The organism is Halovibrio salipaludis (genome assembly GCF_002286965.1).
Lineage (GTDB): Bacteria > Pseudomonadota > Gammaproteobacteria > Pseudomonadales > Oleiphilaceae > Halospina > Halospina salipaludis.
On record NZ_NSKD01000010.1, the window covers coordinates 20,968 to 35,789 of the forward strand.

The following is a 14,822-nucleotide window of genomic DNA, read 5'->3' on the forward strand; positions in this document are numbered from 1 at the left end:
GTCAGTTTCACGTCAGCTTCCTGTGCAATGCTCCCCACCTCAACATCAACAGTCCGTAGCAAAGTCAGGGGGAATGAGGGAGTTTTGACTATGCACAACGATCAGCATCCCGGCCGCCGTTCACTCTCGCGTCGGGATATCATCCGAACCGGGACATCCATGGGGCTGATGCTCGGCCTGGGCAGCCTGCTGCCCGGCTATGCCCTGGGTCTGACCGGTAACCAGGAGCTTACACGCCGTACCGAGGGCAACACGGACATCTATGAGCTGACCATTGACCGTACGCCCCTGACCATCGACGGGCGCAGAAGCGTCCAGCCGATCACGGTCAACGGCTCTCTGCCGGCTCCGCTGATCCGCCTGCGCGAGGGCCGTGAGGCTGTGCTCCGGGTGACCAATAAGCTTGATGAGCCTACCTCCATCCACTGGCACGGCATCCTTCTGCCGTTTGAAATGGATGGTGTGCCGGGGGTCAGCTTTGCAGGCATCGCCCCCGGGGAGACCTTTGAGTACCGCTATCCCGTACGCCAGAGCGGGACCTACTGGTACCACAGCCATTCCGGGCTTCAGGAGCAGCTGGGCCATTACGGACCCCTGATCGTGGATCCGGCGGAGCCGGAGCCCTTCGAGTACGATCGCGAATACGTGATCGTGCTTTCCGACTGGACCTTCAATGATCCGGCCGAGGTCATGCGCAATCTCAAAGTGGCCGAAGGCTACTACAACTACAACCGGCGCACGGTGGCCGACTTCTTCGAGGATGTGGCCAACCTGGGATGGAGTGCCGCCTGGGAGAAGGCCGGCATGTGGGGCCGTATGCGCATGACGCCCAGGGACATCCTGGATGTCACCGGTGCCGAGTACACCTACCTGATGAATGGCCTGTCGCCGGATGGCAACTGGACCGGCCTCTTTGAGCCGGGCGAGAAAGTGCGCCTGCGCGTGATCAATGCCTCGGCCATGTCCATCTTCGATGTGCGCATTCCCGGGCTCCCCATGACGGTTGTCGAAGCCGACGGCCAGAAGGTCGAACCGGTGGAAACCGATGAGTTCCGCATCGGTGTGGCCGAGACTTACGACGTCATCGTTGAGCCGCAGGACGAGGCCCATACCCTGTTCGCCCAGTCCCAGGACCGCTCCGGCTTCACCCGTGGCACCCTGGCCGTGCGCGAGGGCATGGAGGCGCCGGTGCCGGACCTCTACCCGCGCACCGAGCGCGGTATGGCGGCCATGGGTATGGCCGGTCACGGTGACGGCGGAATGGACCATGGTTCCATGGAAGGAATGGATGGTATGCACGAGGGCAGCGCCGGCATGAACGGGATGAAGCATGGCGACGAGAAACAGCCGCCGATAGCAGATCGCCAGATCTCGCATGGCCCGGACAACCACGGCGCCGGTGCCGCCATGGTGGCAAGCAACCCGAGGCCGAGACTCGATGATCCCGGCGTGGGCTTTGAGCACGTGGAGCACCGGGTACTGACCTATGACCAGCTCCGGGGCCTGCACGCCTGGCCGGATGAGCGCGAACCCCAGCGCGAGGTGGAACTGCACCTGACCGGCAACATGGAGCGTTACATGTGGTCCTTCGACGGGCAGAAGTTCTCGGAAGTGGACGGGCCCGTTCCTTTCCGCCACGGCGAGCGTCTGCGCCTGATCCTGGTCAACGACACCATGATGGATCACCCCATCCACCTTCACGGCATGTGGATGGAACTGGAGACGGGCAATGATGGCTACCGGCCCCGCAAGCACACCCTGCTGGTCAAGCCCGGGGAAATGATCTCGGCACAGATTACGCCGGAGCATGAGGGTGACTGGGCTTTCCACTGCCATCTTCTCTATCACATGAAGGCGGGGATGTTCCGCGTGGTGTCCGTTCAATGAGTGCGCAGTACAGGAGGAACAACATGGCTGTTAAACACGTTCGTTCCACGGCCCTGGTCGTCCTGGGCCTGATGGTGCCGGCAACCGGCGCTGTCGCACAGGGTGTGGGCCCAGAGGCAGAGCCGGACTGGTCGCTCCCGGTGCATGATGATGTGGCCTATGGCCAGCTTCTGATGGACCGCTTTGAATACCAGGCTGGTGACGACGAGGATGTCTTTGCCTGGGAGGGGCAGGCCTGGTGGGGCGGTGATACCCATCGTCTGGTGGTCGACTCCGAGGGTGAGGCGCTCGTCTCGGGTGGCGATGGCGGCGAAGTGGAGAGCTTTGACGTCCAGTACGGCTACGGTTTCAGTTCCTACTGGCAGGCCAAGGCCGGGCTGGGATACCAGACCACCTTTGGCCCGGGGCCTGATCGTAACCGGGGCTCTGCCGTCATCGGCGTTCAGGGGCTGGCCCCCTACTGGTTCGAGGTGGACACAGGCCTTCGCGTCAGTGAGGATGGCGATGCGGTGGCCGAATTCGAGGGTGAGTACGACTGGCTCTTGACCCAGCGCCTGATCCTGCAGGGCCGGGCGGAAACCAGCTACGCGTTCAGCGAGGTGCGTGAGTTTGGTGTGGGTGAGGGCCTGAACGGGCTGACACTGGGCCTGCGCCTGCGTTACGAGGTGGCCCGGGAATTCGCGCCCTACATCGGCGTGCGCTGGCAGGACCAGTACGGGGACACGGCTGACCTGACCCGTGCGGAAGGTGAGGACACGGAGAAGACATCACTGGTGGCCGGTGTGCGCTGGTGGTTCTGATGGAGACCGATGCGACTGCTCCTGGTAGAGGATGACCAACTCCTGTGTGACAGCCTGAGCCGACAGCTTGAGGCAGCAGGATTTACTGTGGACACAATCGGCACTGCTTCGGGCGCGGCGCACCTTGCCCCTCAGGAGGATTACCGGGCGGTTGTGCTGGACCTCGGCCTGCCGGATGGCAGTGGGCTGGACCTCCTGAGCCGGTGGCGGAGCGCCGGACTCGGCCTTCCGGTCATGATCCTGACCGCCAGAGGGGATTGGCAGGACAAGGTGAGCGGCCTCAAGGCAGGCGCCGATGACTACCTGGCGAAACCGTTTCAGGTGGAGGAGCTTGTTGCGCGGCTCCAGGCGCTGATCCGGCGCAGTGAGGGGCGTGTGGACACCCGCCTCCAGGTAGGGGGGTTCGTGCTGGACGAATACCGTCAGGCGCTCACAACACCGGACGGGGCAACAGAAACCCTGACCGGGACCGAATTCCGTCTTCTGCGCTGTCTCATGAGCCGTCCCGGACAGCTGTTTTCGAAGGAGCAATTGCTGGAGCAGGTCTACAGCCTGGATCATAGCCCCAGCCTCAACGCCATCGAGGCCTATATCCGCCGCCTCCGGAAACGGGTGGGGCATGATACCATCGTGACCCGTCGCGGGCAGGGGTATGCGTTCCATGCGCCGCATTGATCCCTGCCGCTCGATAAGAGGCATGCTCCTGGTCCTGCTTCTCCCTGCCGCGATTGGGCTGATGGGGGCGGCCTGGGTGATTCACGGCATGCTGCTTGACCGGATGGTCAGCAACTTTGTGGAGACGCATCTCCAGGGCGATCACCCCGAGACAATGACTTCCGATAACGTCGCCAGTCTCAATGCGGGGCAGCGGGAGCTGCACTGGTGGACCGCCGGTGTGTCTGTGCTGCTGCTGGCGCTGCTGGCAGCGGCTATCTGGTTTGCCATCCGGATTGCGCTGCGTTCCGTTCACCGCCTCAAGGCAGCTCTGCGCGCGCTGCAGCAGGGCGAACGTGAGCGGCTGGACGTAGACGCGCCAGAGGAATTCCAGTCGCTGGTGGATGAACTCAACCGGTTACTGGAAAGCCTGGAGCATCGCCTCGACCGGTCGCGGGACGCGCTCGCCAACCTCTCCCACAGCGTTAAGACACCGATTGCCGCGGTACGCCAGGTTCTGGAAGACCCCGGGAGAGAGCTTGATGCCGACCTGAGAGCCCAGCTGGCACGCCGGCTTTCCGAGATTGATCGTCAGCTCGAGGCGGAAATGCGCCGCAGTCGTTTTGCCGGTGCCCAGGCCGGACGGGGTGCCTGCCCGGTCACTCAGGCCAGGGACCTGCTCTGGATGCTGGGGCGTCTCTACCCGGAGCGTGACTTCGAGCTGGATACCGACCTGAGTGAAGACCGGCGCTGGCCGATGGAGGAGCAGGACCTGAATGAGTTGCTCGGCAACCTGTTGGACAACGCCGGTAAGTGGGCGGAACGTCGCGTCCTGCTGAGCCTGGTCGAGACGCCGGACTGGCTTGAGATTCAGGTGGCGGATGATGGTCAGGGGGTTCCGGAGGATCAGTTACAGCGACTCGGGACTCGTGGGCTGCGCCTGGATGAACAGGCGCCGGGGCATGGTCTGGGGTTGGCCATAGTTCGGGATACGGTCTCCCGGTATGGAGGTGATGTCGTATTCAGCTCTCGGATGCAGGGCGGCCTCTGTGTTCAGGTCCGGCTGCCAAGCGTGATGGCTCTGTAACCCACTGAAGGTAACATTCCGTCAGCTTCAATTCAGGTTGGTGTGATTGTATGGGTTTGAAATAAACAGTGACAAAGGAGAGGTTCTGATGAATAAGCAACTATTGGTGTTGGTCTTTGGGGCGCTTATAGCAATGGGGACTTTCGCAGCCGAAAGGCGGCAGGATCATGGCCACGATTCCAACGGAATGACGCAGGGTGAGCACATGCAGGCCATGGAGATGCACATGGAGGCGATTCGTAATACCGAGGATCCGGAGAGGCGGCGGGAACTGATGCAGAAGCACCATGAAGCCATGCAGGCCCATATGAAAAGCATGAAGACGATGGATGACCATGGTGCACATGAAGGCAAACCCGCTGACACCGGAACCCGGATGGAGCGAATGGAGCGTCAGATGCATATGATGCAGGGCGCAATGGAACAGATGATGGAGCGGCAGGAAGTTGATTGAGATTATCCCCAATTGGCATCCGGTTTGGGTCCATTTCCCTATTGCCCTGCTTAGCATGGCCACAGTCTTTTTCTTGCTCGGCCTCATCCTTTCAGGCAGAGCCGGAGAGAATGTGACGTCTGCGGCTCGCTGGAACCTGGTCCTTGGGTGCTTCCTTCTCTTGCCAACGCTGGTAACCGGCTATCTGGCCTACAATTCGGTCGCCCATGATGGCCCGGGCCACCAAGCCATGGAACGGCATATGACCGCAGCCTGGGTGACGGTCGCGGTATTTGCTCTGGCCGCCGTGCTCGCGTGGCTTGATCGTCGTCGTACGCGGGGTGCCAGTGTGCTGCTTGCCGCGGTAATGCTCGTGGGGACCGCTGCGGTTGGGGTCACCGGTTATCTCGGGGCGGAGAACGTGTACCGTCATGGTCTTGGCGTTGAGCGTCTGCCCAAAGGCGTTCAGGACACAGGGGCAGAGCGCTCACCAGCGATCCCTGAAGCGGGAGAGGCTGAAGAATCCAGCGATCCTGAACCGCAGGATGCGCAGCAGGGTTCAGGGCAGGGTGGCACTGAGACTGAAGAGTCAGTACCTGAAGGCCATGAGGGCCACGATCATGCACACTGACCCTACCCCTGAAGGGGGTATATTGCTCCTGTTGAAAGGGTGGTAACCTTCGCTCATGCATTCAAACAAGTCATGGTTCAGCATCTTTCTGATAATCGCTCTTGTCCTGTCGCCGGTCGTCGCCGGAGCGGGGACGATGGGCGGTCTGATGATGGGGACCATGCACTCCGACCAGAAGATGGACTGCGAAGGCGCCGACGCCGAACTCCGGAACCTCTCGCCCGAGCAACGCGCCTGCGCTGACGGGGATGGGGCGAGAGGGTGCTGCGTGAGCTGTGTGGCCTGCGCTCTCTCGCTGGCATTCCCGCTCGACCTTGAAGCGGTTTCGCGCCCCATTGCAGGCCATACTTTCAGTCCACCCCGGACCGACCTTGAGTCCGAACTCCAACCTCCCAGAGCACACTCCTCTTAACCGGTAGCGCCATAGGCACGGAGTTCCCGTGCGCATGGCAAGTATCGTTTGCCCGTCAGGCCTGACGCAGTCTCAGGACCCGACGGCTGGAGGAGAATCACACCATGAGAATGTTATTCATCGGCCCTGCCTGGCTTCTTTTCGGGCTGGTCGGCATGGGCAGTCACGTGTTGGCCGAGCCGCTCACCCTTGCGGAAGTGGAAGAGCGTGCAGCCGGGGATCCGGGCATTGAACGGTTCCGACACGAAGCGCGGGCCATGGAGGAAGATGCCGTTGCGGCGGGAGAACTTCCGGATCCCCAGCTGACCACCGAGCTTTTGCAGTTTCCCCTGGACCGGCCGGGATTCCAGCAGGACGAAATGACCCAGATCCAGTTGGGTCTGCGCCAGACTTTCCCCCGGGGCGACAGCCGCCAGTACCGCAGTCAGCAACAGAGGGCGCAGGCTGGCGTAAAGAAGGCCCTTGCCGGCAATCGCGAAAAGGAAATCATCCGTGAGGCGCGCAATGCCTACCTGCAGCTGATCCTGGAGCATCGGCGCCAGGAAGTGCTCGAGGACAGCCGCGACCTGTTTGAGAACCTGGTGGCGATGACGGAGCGCAGCTCCGCCTCCGGCATGGTGTCGCGCCAGGACGTCATGCGGGCGGAGCTGGAACTGGAGCGTCTGGAAGACCGGATCCTGCAGGCAAGGCAGAGGCGGGATCGCGCACAGGCATCGCTGGCGCGCTGGATTGGCGACGCTGCCTACCGGCCCCTCCCCGACGGTGGATTTCCCGAACTTCCTGACTGGAAGGACCAGGACCTGACGGATCACCCACGCCTGGCGGCGAGCCGAGCCCGGATCCGTGCCAGTGACCAGGGGGTGGCTCTGGCCGAGGAAGCGTACAAGCCCGAATGGAGCGTCCAGGTTGGCTATGGGGTGCGCACGAACACGGCCGTGGCCAATCGCCATCGCCTGGGCGCCATGGTCTCGGTGGATCTGCCCCTGTTTACCGGTGATCGTCAGGATCGTCGCCTGTCCGCGCGCCAGTCCGAGCGTGAAGCCGCCGTCCGGCATAGGGATGAAACCCAGCTGGCACTGGAACGCGAGGTCAATGCCGCCATGGCGGACCTGGAGCAGCTCCGCGAGCGCGATGCCCGCTACCGTAACCGCCTTCTGGAAGTGGCCAACGCGAACGCCGAAGCGGCGGAAAGGGCTTACAGCGCTGGCACTACCGACTTCACCGCCCTGATGGAATCCCGCCTTCTGGCTCTGGAAACCCGTCTGGACTCGCTGCGTCTCACCACGGAACGCAAGCAGGCCAGGGCGCAACTGTTGTATCTGCTCGGGGAGGACACCCCATGAAAGTATGGCTCTTTATTCTGGCCCTTCTGATCGGCGCCGCAGCCGGCAGCGGCGGGCTCTATGTCTGGATGCACGGCACCGCTGCCAATGGCGGCGGTGATGGTGAGCGGGAAATTCTCTACTACCGCCACCCCATGGATTCCTCCATTACCTCGGATACCCCCGACAAGGACAGCATGGGGATGGACTACATTCCGGTCTACGCCGGCGATGAGGAAGAAGGCGAGGGGGATGACAGCCCTGGCACCGTCAGCATCAAGCCGCAGGTGACCCAGAACCTGGGCGTGAGAACGGCCATGGCGAAACAGGGCGATCTGACCCCCGGCGTCGATGCCCTGGGCTTTGTTGAGTACAACGAGTCCGAGCTGGAGCACGTTCACGTTCGCGCCGAAGGCTGGGTGGAAGACCTGAAGGTACGGACCACCGGCGAGTCCGTCGACAAGGGGCAGATCCTGTTCCGGACTGATTCGCCACGCCTGCAGAACGCCCAGGAGGAGCTGCTGCAGGCCCACCGCCGCAACTCGGGCGTTGACTCGGCCCGCCAGCGGTTGCGGTCACTGGGCATGGCGGATGAGGACATCCGCACGGTTGAACAGCGTGGTGACATCCTGCGGCTGGTTCCGGTGCGGGCCCGCCAGAGTGGGGTGGTCCGGGAACTGAATTTCTCCGAGGGCATGCATGTGAACCCCTCCCAGACCCTGATGGAGATTGCGGACCTGTCCTCGGTCTGGGTGATGCTCGAGGTGTTTGAACCGCAGATGGGCGCGCTTCGCACCGGGCAATCGACCCGTGTGTCACTGCCCTTCCGGCCGGGCTGGGAAAGGCAGGCGGAGCTGGATTTCGTCTACCCGAACCTGGATACGGACAGCCGCGTCCAGAGGGCCCGCCTGACACTGGATAACGCTGACGGCGAGCTGCGCCCCGGTATGTACACGCAGGTTGCCCTGGACGGCGAAACCGTCAGTGACGCGGTGCATGTGCCTGCGGAAAGTGTGATCCGCACCGGTGAACAGAATCGCATTGTGGTCATGCAGGAAGAGGGAAGCTTCCAGGTGCGGGAAGTCCGCATAGGGCGCCGCATCGGGGATCGGATGGTGATCCGTGAGGGCGTGAAACCCCATGAATCCGTGGTGGTATCCAGCCAGTTCCTGATTGATTCCGAGTCCTCGACGGTGGCGGAGCTTGATCGCATGGACGCTGGTGGGGCGTCGGATGCTGATGAGCCGGATGCGGAAACCGACGTCTGGACGCGGGGCCAGGTCAAGGATCTGGATATCGAGCGGGGGACGGTCAAGCTGGCCCATGACCCCGTCCCGGAATGGGACTGGCCCGCAATGACCATGAATTTCGGGATTGGTGACGGCGTTGACGAGGGCCATTTGCAGCCCGGCATGGAAATGCGTTTCCGCATCCGCGAGCGCGATGGGGATGGCTATGAGATCACGGGCATGAAGCCGGTGCGTGAAGAGGAGGCGAGTGATGATTGAACGCATCATTCAGTGGTCCCTCGAAAACCGGCTTCTGGTACTGCTGCTGACCGTCGTGATGGTGGTCTACGGAGTCTGGTCCATGCGCGATATGCCGCTGGATGCGATTCCGGACCTCTCCGACGTGCAGGTCATTGTGCAGACTCCGTACGAGGGGCAGGCGCCCCAGGTGGTGGAGGATCAGGTGACCTTCCCGCTTTCCACCGCCCTGATGTCCGTGCCCCAGGCACGGGATGTGCGCGGCGTTTCCATGTTCGGCAACTCCTTTGTCTATGTACTGTTCGAGGACGGCACCGACCCCTACTGGGCCCGCACCCGGGTACTGGAACAGTTGAGCCAGGTCGGGGGGCGGATGCCGGACGGGGTGCAGCCCCAGCTGGGGCCGGATGCCACGGGCGTGGGCTGGGTCTACCAGTACGCGTTGGTGGATCGCACCGGTGAGCATGACCTCTCGCAACTGCGCAGTCTCCAGGACTGGTTTCTGCGGTTTGAACTACAGGCCGTGGATGGCGTCTCCGAGGTGGCCACCCTGGGCGGCATGGTGCGCCAGTACCAGGTGGTTCTGGATCCGGACCGTATGAGAGCACATGGGCTGGAACTGTCAAAGGTGCGCAGCGCCATCCGGGCGGCCAACGATGAAGCCGGCGGTTCCGTCATCGAGATGGCGGAGGCGGAATACATGGTCCGTTCCCGGGGCTACCTCACCGGGCTGGAATCACTGGGCCTGGTCCCGGTTGGCACCAGTGACGAGGGCACGCCCCTGATGCTGGACGACGTGGCCGATATCCGGCTGGGTCCGGCGCCGCGCCGGGGAATCGCGGAACTTGATGGTGAGGGGGAAGTCGTAGGTGGCTTCGTGGTCATGCGCCACGGGGAGAACGCCATGGCCACCATCAGCAACGTGAAGAAACGGCTGGAGGAGCTCAGAAAGTCACTGCCCGAAGGGGTGGAGATTGTTGAGACCTATGACCGCTCCGGGCTGATCCAGGATTCGGTGGATAACCTGTCCAAAAAGCTGGTTGAGGAATTCATCATTATTGCGCTGGTATGCGCGGTTTTCCTGCTCCACATCCGCTCGGCGCTGGTGGCCATCATCGCGTTGCCCATCGGCATCCTGGTGGCGCTGACCATCATGCGCTGGCAGGGCATCACCGCCAACATCATGTCCCTGGGCGGTATTGCCGTGACCATTGGCGCCATGGTGGATGCGGCCATCGTCATGGTGGAGAACTTGCACAAGCGGCTGGAGAAACGCCATGCGGGCGAAGACCACTGGCATGCGGTCTATATGGCCGCCAAGGAAACCGGCCGGCCGCTGTTTTTCGCGTTGCTGATCATCACCGTGAGCTTTATCCCGCTGTTTGCCCTGGAAGGGCAGGAAGGCCGGCTGTTCCATCCGCTCGCGTTCACCGGGACCTATGCCATGGCCGTCTCGGCGGGGCTTGGCATTACGCTGATTCCGGTGCTCATGGGGTATCTCGTGCGTGGCCGAATCCGGCCGGAGTCCGTCCATCCGGTGAGCCGGCTGCTTATCGGCATCTACCGGCCGGTGCTCAGCGGCCTGCTGCGTCACCCGTGGATCACGCTGGTGGCTGCCCTGGCCATCGGCATGACCGGTTTCTACCCGAGCAGCCAGGTGGGCACGGAGTTCATGCCGGATATTTCGGAAGGGGACATCATGTACATGCCGACCCTTGACCCCGGTGTGTCCGTGGGCAAGGCGCGGCAGGTGCTGCAGCAGACCAACCGTCTGATCCAGGAGGTTCCGGAGGTCGAGCAGGTGTTCGGCAAGTCGGGGCGGGCAGAGACCGCCACGGACCCGGCGCCGCTGGGGATGTTCGAGACGCTGATCCGGCTCCGCCCGGAATCCGAATGGCGCGATGGCATGACCCGGGATGACATCATCGATGAGCTGGACCGGACCGTGGACCTTCCCGGTGTCTCCAATGTCTGGGTCGAACCCATCAAGACCCGCATTGATATGCTATCGACCGGTATCCGCTCACCCGTTGGCGTGAAAATCGCCGGTGAGGACCTGGAAACCATTGAGCGCATCGGTGAGGACATCGAAGCCGCGCTGGAGGATGTTCCGGGAACGGCCTCGGCGAGGGCGGACCGAACGGCCAGCGGCCGCTACCTGGAGATCGATATCGACCGTCGTCAGGCCGCCCGTTACGGCGTGCGGGTGGCGGATCTCCAGGACGCGGTGCGCATGGCCATCGGGGGTGTTTCCATTGGCGAGACCGTGGAAGGCCTGGAGCGCTACCCGATCAACGTGCGGTTTCCCCAGGCGTCACGGGATTCCCTGGAAGCCATCCGGGATATGCCGCTGGTCACACCCTCCGGCGATGAGGTGTCGATCGGAACCCTGGCGGATGTGAGTATCGAGGATGGGCCTGCCATGATCCGCTCGGAGAACGCCCGCCGCAACGGCTGGGTGATCGTGGATGTGCGGGACCGGGCGCTGGGTGAATATGTGGCCGCCGCCCAGAAGGCCGTGGCGGAGGAGGTGGACCTGCCGCCGGCCTACTCCATCACCTGGTCCGGCCAGTACGAATACATGCAGCGGGCCCAGGAAAAGCTCAGCTACATGGTGCCGTTCACTCTGGTGGTCATCTTCATGCTGCTGTACCTGTGCTTCCGCCGCATCCCGGAGACGCTGATGCTGATGGGCGCTCTGCCGTTTGCAGCACTGGGGGGCATCTGGCTGGTCTACTGGCTGGGCTTTGACCTGTCCGTCGCGGTGGGTGCTGGCTTCATCCTGCTGATTGGCCTGGCGGCGGAGTTTGCAGTGGTGATGATGATGTACATCGGCGAGGCGGTGGATCACCATAGTCCCAACAGCCGCCGGGAACTGCGCGAGGCGATCATGGAGGGGGCTGTGCTGAGGGTGCGGCCCAAGGCCATGACCTCCGCAACCGTGGTGTTGGGCCTGACGCCGCTGCTCATTGGTGGCGGGCCGGGATCCGAGGCCATGGAGCGCATCGCGGCGCCGATGGTCGGCGGCATGATCACCGCGCCGCTGGTGTCGCTGCTGATTATTCCCGTGCTTTACTGGGTCTGGAAGCGGCGCTTTCTGGCTGCTTGAGTGGCGGTCTAACTGGATAGAAGAAATGAATTAAGGAGAAAACCGATGATGCATTATGGCATGCATACTGGAGGGGTCATCTGGATGCTGATTGTTGGCGCCCTGCTGGTGATCCCGTTCTGGAAGCTGACCACCCGGACCGGTTATCCCGGTCCGCTGGCGCTGCTTATCCTGATCCCGCTGGTAAACCTGGGGTTCATCTATTTCCTGGCCTTTTCGGAGTGGCCTGTAGATAGGCGGGACTGAGGTCCCGCCAGTCAATAACAAGGAGGATTGAGTGATGGCAACGGCCCAGGCACAAACGAACAGCGTGGAACTGAGTGTTCCCGGCATGGGGAGCAACCACTGCGCCGGCATTGTGTCTTCCAGTCTTGAGCGACTGGAGGGCATCGAGACGGTATCCACCAACATCGCCAATCACCGGGTTGTGGTGACGGTGGCCGAGGGCGGACCGGATGCTGAAACGCTCAAGCAGACGGTTGAAAACGCCGGTTATGATGTGGCCGATGTACGGCGCGGTGACGAGCGCGGGGAGCGCGACGATGCGGCCCTGGAAGAGGCCTATCTGAGCCAGGCGAAGAAGAACCTCTGGATTGCGGCGGTGCCTACCACCCTCATCATGATCCTGATGATGCCGCACATGCTCATGGAACCCATTCCCGGCTATCTGGCCATCATCGCGGTGCTTGCTTTCCCAGTGGTGTTCCTGTTCGGCGGGGCGGCCACGCACAGTGCCTCCTGGCGCGCGCTGAAGAACCGCCAGGCCAACATGGACGTGCTCATTTCCATGGGCAGCCTGCCGCCGTACTTCTTAGGGCTGGTGGGATTCATCTACCCGATGACCTCCTTCATCGAGATGGCCGCGACCATCATGACCTTCCACCTGGTCGGGCGTTACCTGGAGGCCCGGGCGAAGGGGCGCGCTTCCGACGCGATCCGACGGCTGATTTTCATGGGTGCCAAGACCGCCCGTATCGAGCGGGATGGCCGAGAGGAGGAGGTCAGCATCAAGGAGCTGCAGCGCGGCGACATCATGATCGTGCGCCCGGGGGAGAAGATTCCCACGGACGGCGAAGTGGTGGATGGTGAAAGCCACGTGGATGAGTCCATTGCCACGGGGGAATCGGTGCCTGTTCCCAAGGAAGCGGGTGATTCGGTGATCGGCGCCACCATCAACAAGGAAGGGCGGCTGCGGGTCAAGGCGGACCGGCTTGGCGACGAGACCTTCCTGGCCCAGGTGGTGCGCATGGTCGAAGAAGCCCAGGGCAGCAGTGTGCCCATCCAGGAGTTTGCCGATCGCATGACCGCGCGCTTTGTTCCGGCGGTGCTCGCTATTGCGGTGCTGGCGTTCGGCGCCTGGTTGCTTATGCCCGAGACCCTTCGCCCGGTCCTGGACTGGGGCGCGGGATTCCTGCCCTGGGTGGATGCGGGGGCAACGCCGCTGATCCTGGCGCTGCTGGCCGCCATTGCCGTTCTGGTTATCGCCTGTCCCTGTGCCCTGGGTCTGGCCACACCCACGGCGCTGATGGTTGGTTCCGGCATGGGCGCCGAGCGGGGCATCCTGATCCGCTCCGGGGAAGCCATACAGGCCATCAAGGACCTGAAGGTTGTGGTGCTGGACAAGACGGGGACCATCACTCGGGGTGAACCGGAACTGACCGATGTGGTGGCAGGACCGGACAGTGATGAGACCGAGGTGCTGCAGCTGGCGCAGACGGTGGAGAATGCCTCGGAACACCCCATTGCACAGGCTATCGTAGCGGGTGCCCGGGAGCGTGGACTGGAACCGGGCGACGTGCAGTCGTTCAGCTCCACCGGGGCCCGGGGTGTAACCGGTATGGTGGGTGATCAGAAAGTGCTGATCGGCAATCGACGCCTGCTGGAGGAGGACGGCGTCACGGGGCTGGAAGCCCTTGATGACGACCTGGCAAGGCTGGAATCAAATGGTCGTACAGTCGTGATCGTGGCTGCTGGCGGGAAGGCGCTCGGCCTGGTGGCGGTCGCCGACGGCATCAAGGAGGACTCCGCCCGTGCCATTGAAGGTATGCATGCAATGGGTCTGCACGTGGTCATGATCACCGGCGACAACGAACGGGCCGCCCAGGCAGTGGCCCGGGAAGTGGGCATTGATGAAGTCCAGGCCGGTGTCCTTCCGGATGGCAAGGTGGAGGCCGTGCGCGAGTTCCAGTCCCGCTTCGGTTCCCATGTGGCCATGGTCGGGGACGGCATCAACGATGCGCCGGCACTGACCCAGGCGGACGTCGGCATAGCCATTGGGGCTGGCGCCGATGTGGCGATTGAGGCGGCGGATATCACGCTGGTGCGGGGGCAGTTGTCGGCCGTGGTGGATGCCATGGAGCTGTCGAAGGCGACGTTCCGTAAGATCGTCCAGAACCTTCTGTGGGCAAGTGGTTATAACCTGGCGGCCATTCCCATTGCGGCGGCGGGGCTGTTGCACCCGATGATCGGGGTGGTTGCGATGACCGCCAGTTCCCTGTCGGTCATCGGCAACTCGATTCTGCTGCGGCGTCATCGGTTCGGAGAAGAGCGCCGGTGACGCCGGCGAGGCCTGCCCGGCTCAGCTTTCGTCGGGCAGGTAGGCGCCGTCCTTGTCATGCACTTCACGGCCGGTTACCGGCGGGTTGAAGGTGCATCAGGCGCATGTCCTCGGTGCCGCTGCGCAGCATGAGACAGTTGTGTTCGTTGAGGCCTTACAGGCAGGGCTGGGTAATGGCCGATCTGAAACGGGGTCAGGAACAATCTTCTCAAGCTAACGCCCAAAACCAAACGCCATGAGTTTTTCATCAATGCCATGCGCCGGTTCAGCCGCCCACCGTTCGGCCTCGTCCTCGAAGCCGAGTTCATGCAAGGCGGCAAACCCCGGACAATCGCGCTCTGCCATGAGAACCTTTGTGAAGCCACGGCGGTACCGACGGTGATTATGGCTGAGTGGTTCCTGGCTAATCCAGCAGTTCCCGCCGACTATGGTTATCTTGGTTT

13 protein-coding genes and 1 pseudogene are annotated in these 14,822 nt (G+C 62.8%); 12 read left to right on the top strand and 2 right to left on the bottom strand.

Annotated elements, in window-relative coordinates:
• The first annotated feature begins 90 nt into the window (after positions 1 to 90).
• The 12 genes from CK501_RS15085 (at position 91) to CK501_RS15140 (ending at position 14,379) form a co-directional block, all read left to right on the top strand.
• Positions 91 to 1,887 (top strand): copper resistance system multicopper oxidase, encoded by a 1,797-nt coding sequence (locus tag CK501_RS15085; RefSeq protein ID WP_095618576.1) that lies wholly within the window; start codon positions 91 to 93, stop codon positions 1,885 to 1,887.
• Positions 1,888 to 1,910: 23 nt separating this feature from the next.
• Positions 1,911 to 2,687 carry a copper resistance protein B gene (locus tag CK501_RS15090; RefSeq protein ID WP_158223133.1) on the top strand — a complete coding sequence of 259 codons (777 nt, stop codon included), beginning with the start codon at positions 1,911 to 1,913 and terminating at the stop codon, positions 2,685 to 2,687.
• A gap of 9 nt (positions 2,688 to 2,696) precedes the next feature.
• On the top strand, positions 2,697 to 3,362 hold the full coding sequence (locus CK501_RS15095; protein ID WP_095618578.1) for a response regulator transcription factor: 666 nt from the start codon (positions 2,697 to 2,699) through the stop codon (positions 3,360 to 3,362).
• Positions 3,349 to 4,428: an ATP-binding protein gene (locus CK501_RS15100; RefSeq protein WP_233128924.1), complete on the top strand. Its 1,080-nt coding sequence runs from the start codon at positions 3,349 to 3,351 to the stop codon at positions 4,426 to 4,428. The genes CK501_RS15095 and CK501_RS15100 overlap by 14 nt, the downstream gene beginning before the upstream one ends.
• Positions 4,429 to 4,516: 88 nt before the next feature.
• Positions 4,517 to 4,882 (top strand): hypothetical protein, encoded by a 366-nt coding sequence (locus tag CK501_RS15105; RefSeq protein ID WP_095618580.1) that lies wholly within the window; start codon positions 4,517 to 4,519, stop codon positions 4,880 to 4,882.
• Positions 4,875 to 5,492 (top strand): DUF2231 domain-containing protein, encoded by a 618-nt coding sequence (locus tag CK501_RS15110; RefSeq protein ID WP_095618581.1) that lies wholly within the window; start codon positions 4,875 to 4,877, stop codon positions 5,490 to 5,492. The genes CK501_RS15105 and CK501_RS15110 overlap by 8 nt, the downstream gene beginning before the upstream one ends.
• A 136-nt stretch (positions 5,493 to 5,628) precedes the next feature.
• Positions 5,629 to 5,904 carry a hypothetical protein gene (locus CK501_RS15115; protein WP_143421452.1) on the top strand — a complete coding sequence of 92 codons (276 nt, stop codon included), beginning with the start codon at positions 5,629 to 5,631 and terminating at the stop codon, positions 5,902 to 5,904.
• A 104-nt stretch (positions 5,905 to 6,008) separates the two neighbouring features.
• Entirely contained in the window at positions 6,009 to 7,247 is a 1,239-nt protein-coding gene (locus tag CK501_RS15120; RefSeq protein WP_095618583.1) for a TolC family protein, read from the top strand.
• Positions 7,244 to 8,734, top strand: coding sequence for an efflux RND transporter periplasmic adaptor subunit (locus tag CK501_RS15125; RefSeq protein WP_095618584.1), 1,491 nt, complete (start codon positions 7,244 to 7,246; stop codon positions 8,732 to 8,734). The genes CK501_RS15120 and CK501_RS15125 overlap by 4 nt, the downstream gene beginning before the upstream one ends.
• Positions 8,727 to 11,822, top strand: a complete 3,096-nt coding sequence (locus tag CK501_RS15130; RefSeq protein ID WP_095618585.1) for an efflux RND transporter permease subunit — start codon at positions 8,727 to 8,729, stop codon at positions 11,820 to 11,822. The genes CK501_RS15125 and CK501_RS15130 overlap by 8 nt, the downstream gene beginning before the upstream one ends.
• Before the next feature lie 45 nt (positions 11,823 to 11,867).
• Positions 11,868 to 12,068, top strand: a complete 201-nt coding sequence (locus CK501_RS15135) for a hypothetical protein (RefSeq protein ID WP_095618586.1) — start codon at positions 11,868 to 11,870, stop codon at positions 12,066 to 12,068.
• A 34-nt stretch (positions 12,069 to 12,102) separates the two neighbouring features.
• On the top strand, positions 12,103 to 14,379 hold the full coding sequence (locus CK501_RS15140; protein ID WP_095618587.1) for a heavy metal translocating P-type ATPase: 2,277 nt from the start codon (positions 12,103 to 12,105) through the stop codon (positions 14,377 to 14,379).
• A 21-nt stretch (positions 14,380 to 14,400) separates the two neighbouring features.
• Here CK501_RS15140 and CK501_RS17290 read toward each other — a convergent pair.
• Positions 14,401 to 14,472, bottom strand: a pseudogene (locus CK501_RS17290) (ectoine synthase); the annotation flags it as partial.
• Positions 14,473 to 14,592: 120 nt separating this feature from the next.
• Complete coding sequence (locus CK501_RS17125) at positions 14,593 to 14,724, bottom strand: hypothetical protein (RefSeq protein ID WP_269844209.1); 132 nt, start codon at positions 14,722 to 14,724, stop codon at positions 14,593 to 14,595.
• Positions 14,725 to 14,822 lie beyond the last annotated feature (98 nt).

Excerpts from the sequence above, each read along its gene's own strand:
- CK501_RS15085 (WP_095618576.1), top strand. The coding sequence starts at position 91 with ATGCACAACGATCAGCATCCCGGCCGCCGTTCACTCTCGCGTCGGGAT.
- CK501_RS15105 (WP_095618580.1), top strand. The coding sequence starts at position 4,517 with ATGAATAAGCAACTATTGGTGTTGGTCTTTGGGGCGCTTATAGCAATG.
- CK501_RS15095 (WP_095618578.1), top strand. The coding sequence starts at position 2,697 with ATGCGACTGCTCCTGGTAGAGGATGACCAACTCCTGTGTGACAGCCTG.
- CK501_RS15125 (WP_095618584.1), top strand. The coding sequence starts at position 7,244 with ATGAAAGTATGGCTCTTTATTCTGGCCCTTCTGATCGGCGCCGCAGCC.
- CK501_RS15140 (WP_095618587.1), top strand. The coding sequence starts at position 12,103 with ATGGCAACGGCCCAGGCACAAACGAACAGCGTGGAACTGAGTGTTCCC.
- CK501_RS15130 (WP_095618585.1), top strand. The coding sequence starts at position 8,727 with ATGATTGAACGCATCATTCAGTGGTCCCTCGAAAACCGGCTTCTGGTA.
- CK501_RS17125 (WP_269844209.1), bottom strand. The coding sequence starts at position 14,724 with ATGGCAGAGCGCGATTGTCCGGGGTTTGCCGCCTTGCATGAACTCGGC.
- CK501_RS15115 (WP_143421452.1), top strand. The coding sequence starts at position 5,629 with ATGGGCGGTCTGATGATGGGGACCATGCACTCCGACCAGAAGATGGAC.
- CK501_RS15090 (WP_158223133.1), top strand. The coding sequence starts at position 1,911 with ATGGCTGTTAAACACGTTCGTTCCACGGCCCTGGTCGTCCTGGGCCTG.
- CK501_RS15100 (WP_233128924.1), top strand. The coding sequence starts at position 3,349 with ATGCGCCGCATTGATCCCTGCCGCTCGATAAGAGGCATGCTCCTGGTC.
- CK501_RS15135 (WP_095618586.1), top strand. The coding sequence starts at position 11,868 with ATGATGCATTATGGCATGCATACTGGAGGGGTCATCTGGATGCTGATT.
- CK501_RS15120 (WP_095618583.1), top strand. The coding sequence starts at position 6,009 with ATGAGAATGTTATTCATCGGCCCTGCCTGGCTTCTTTTCGGGCTGGTC.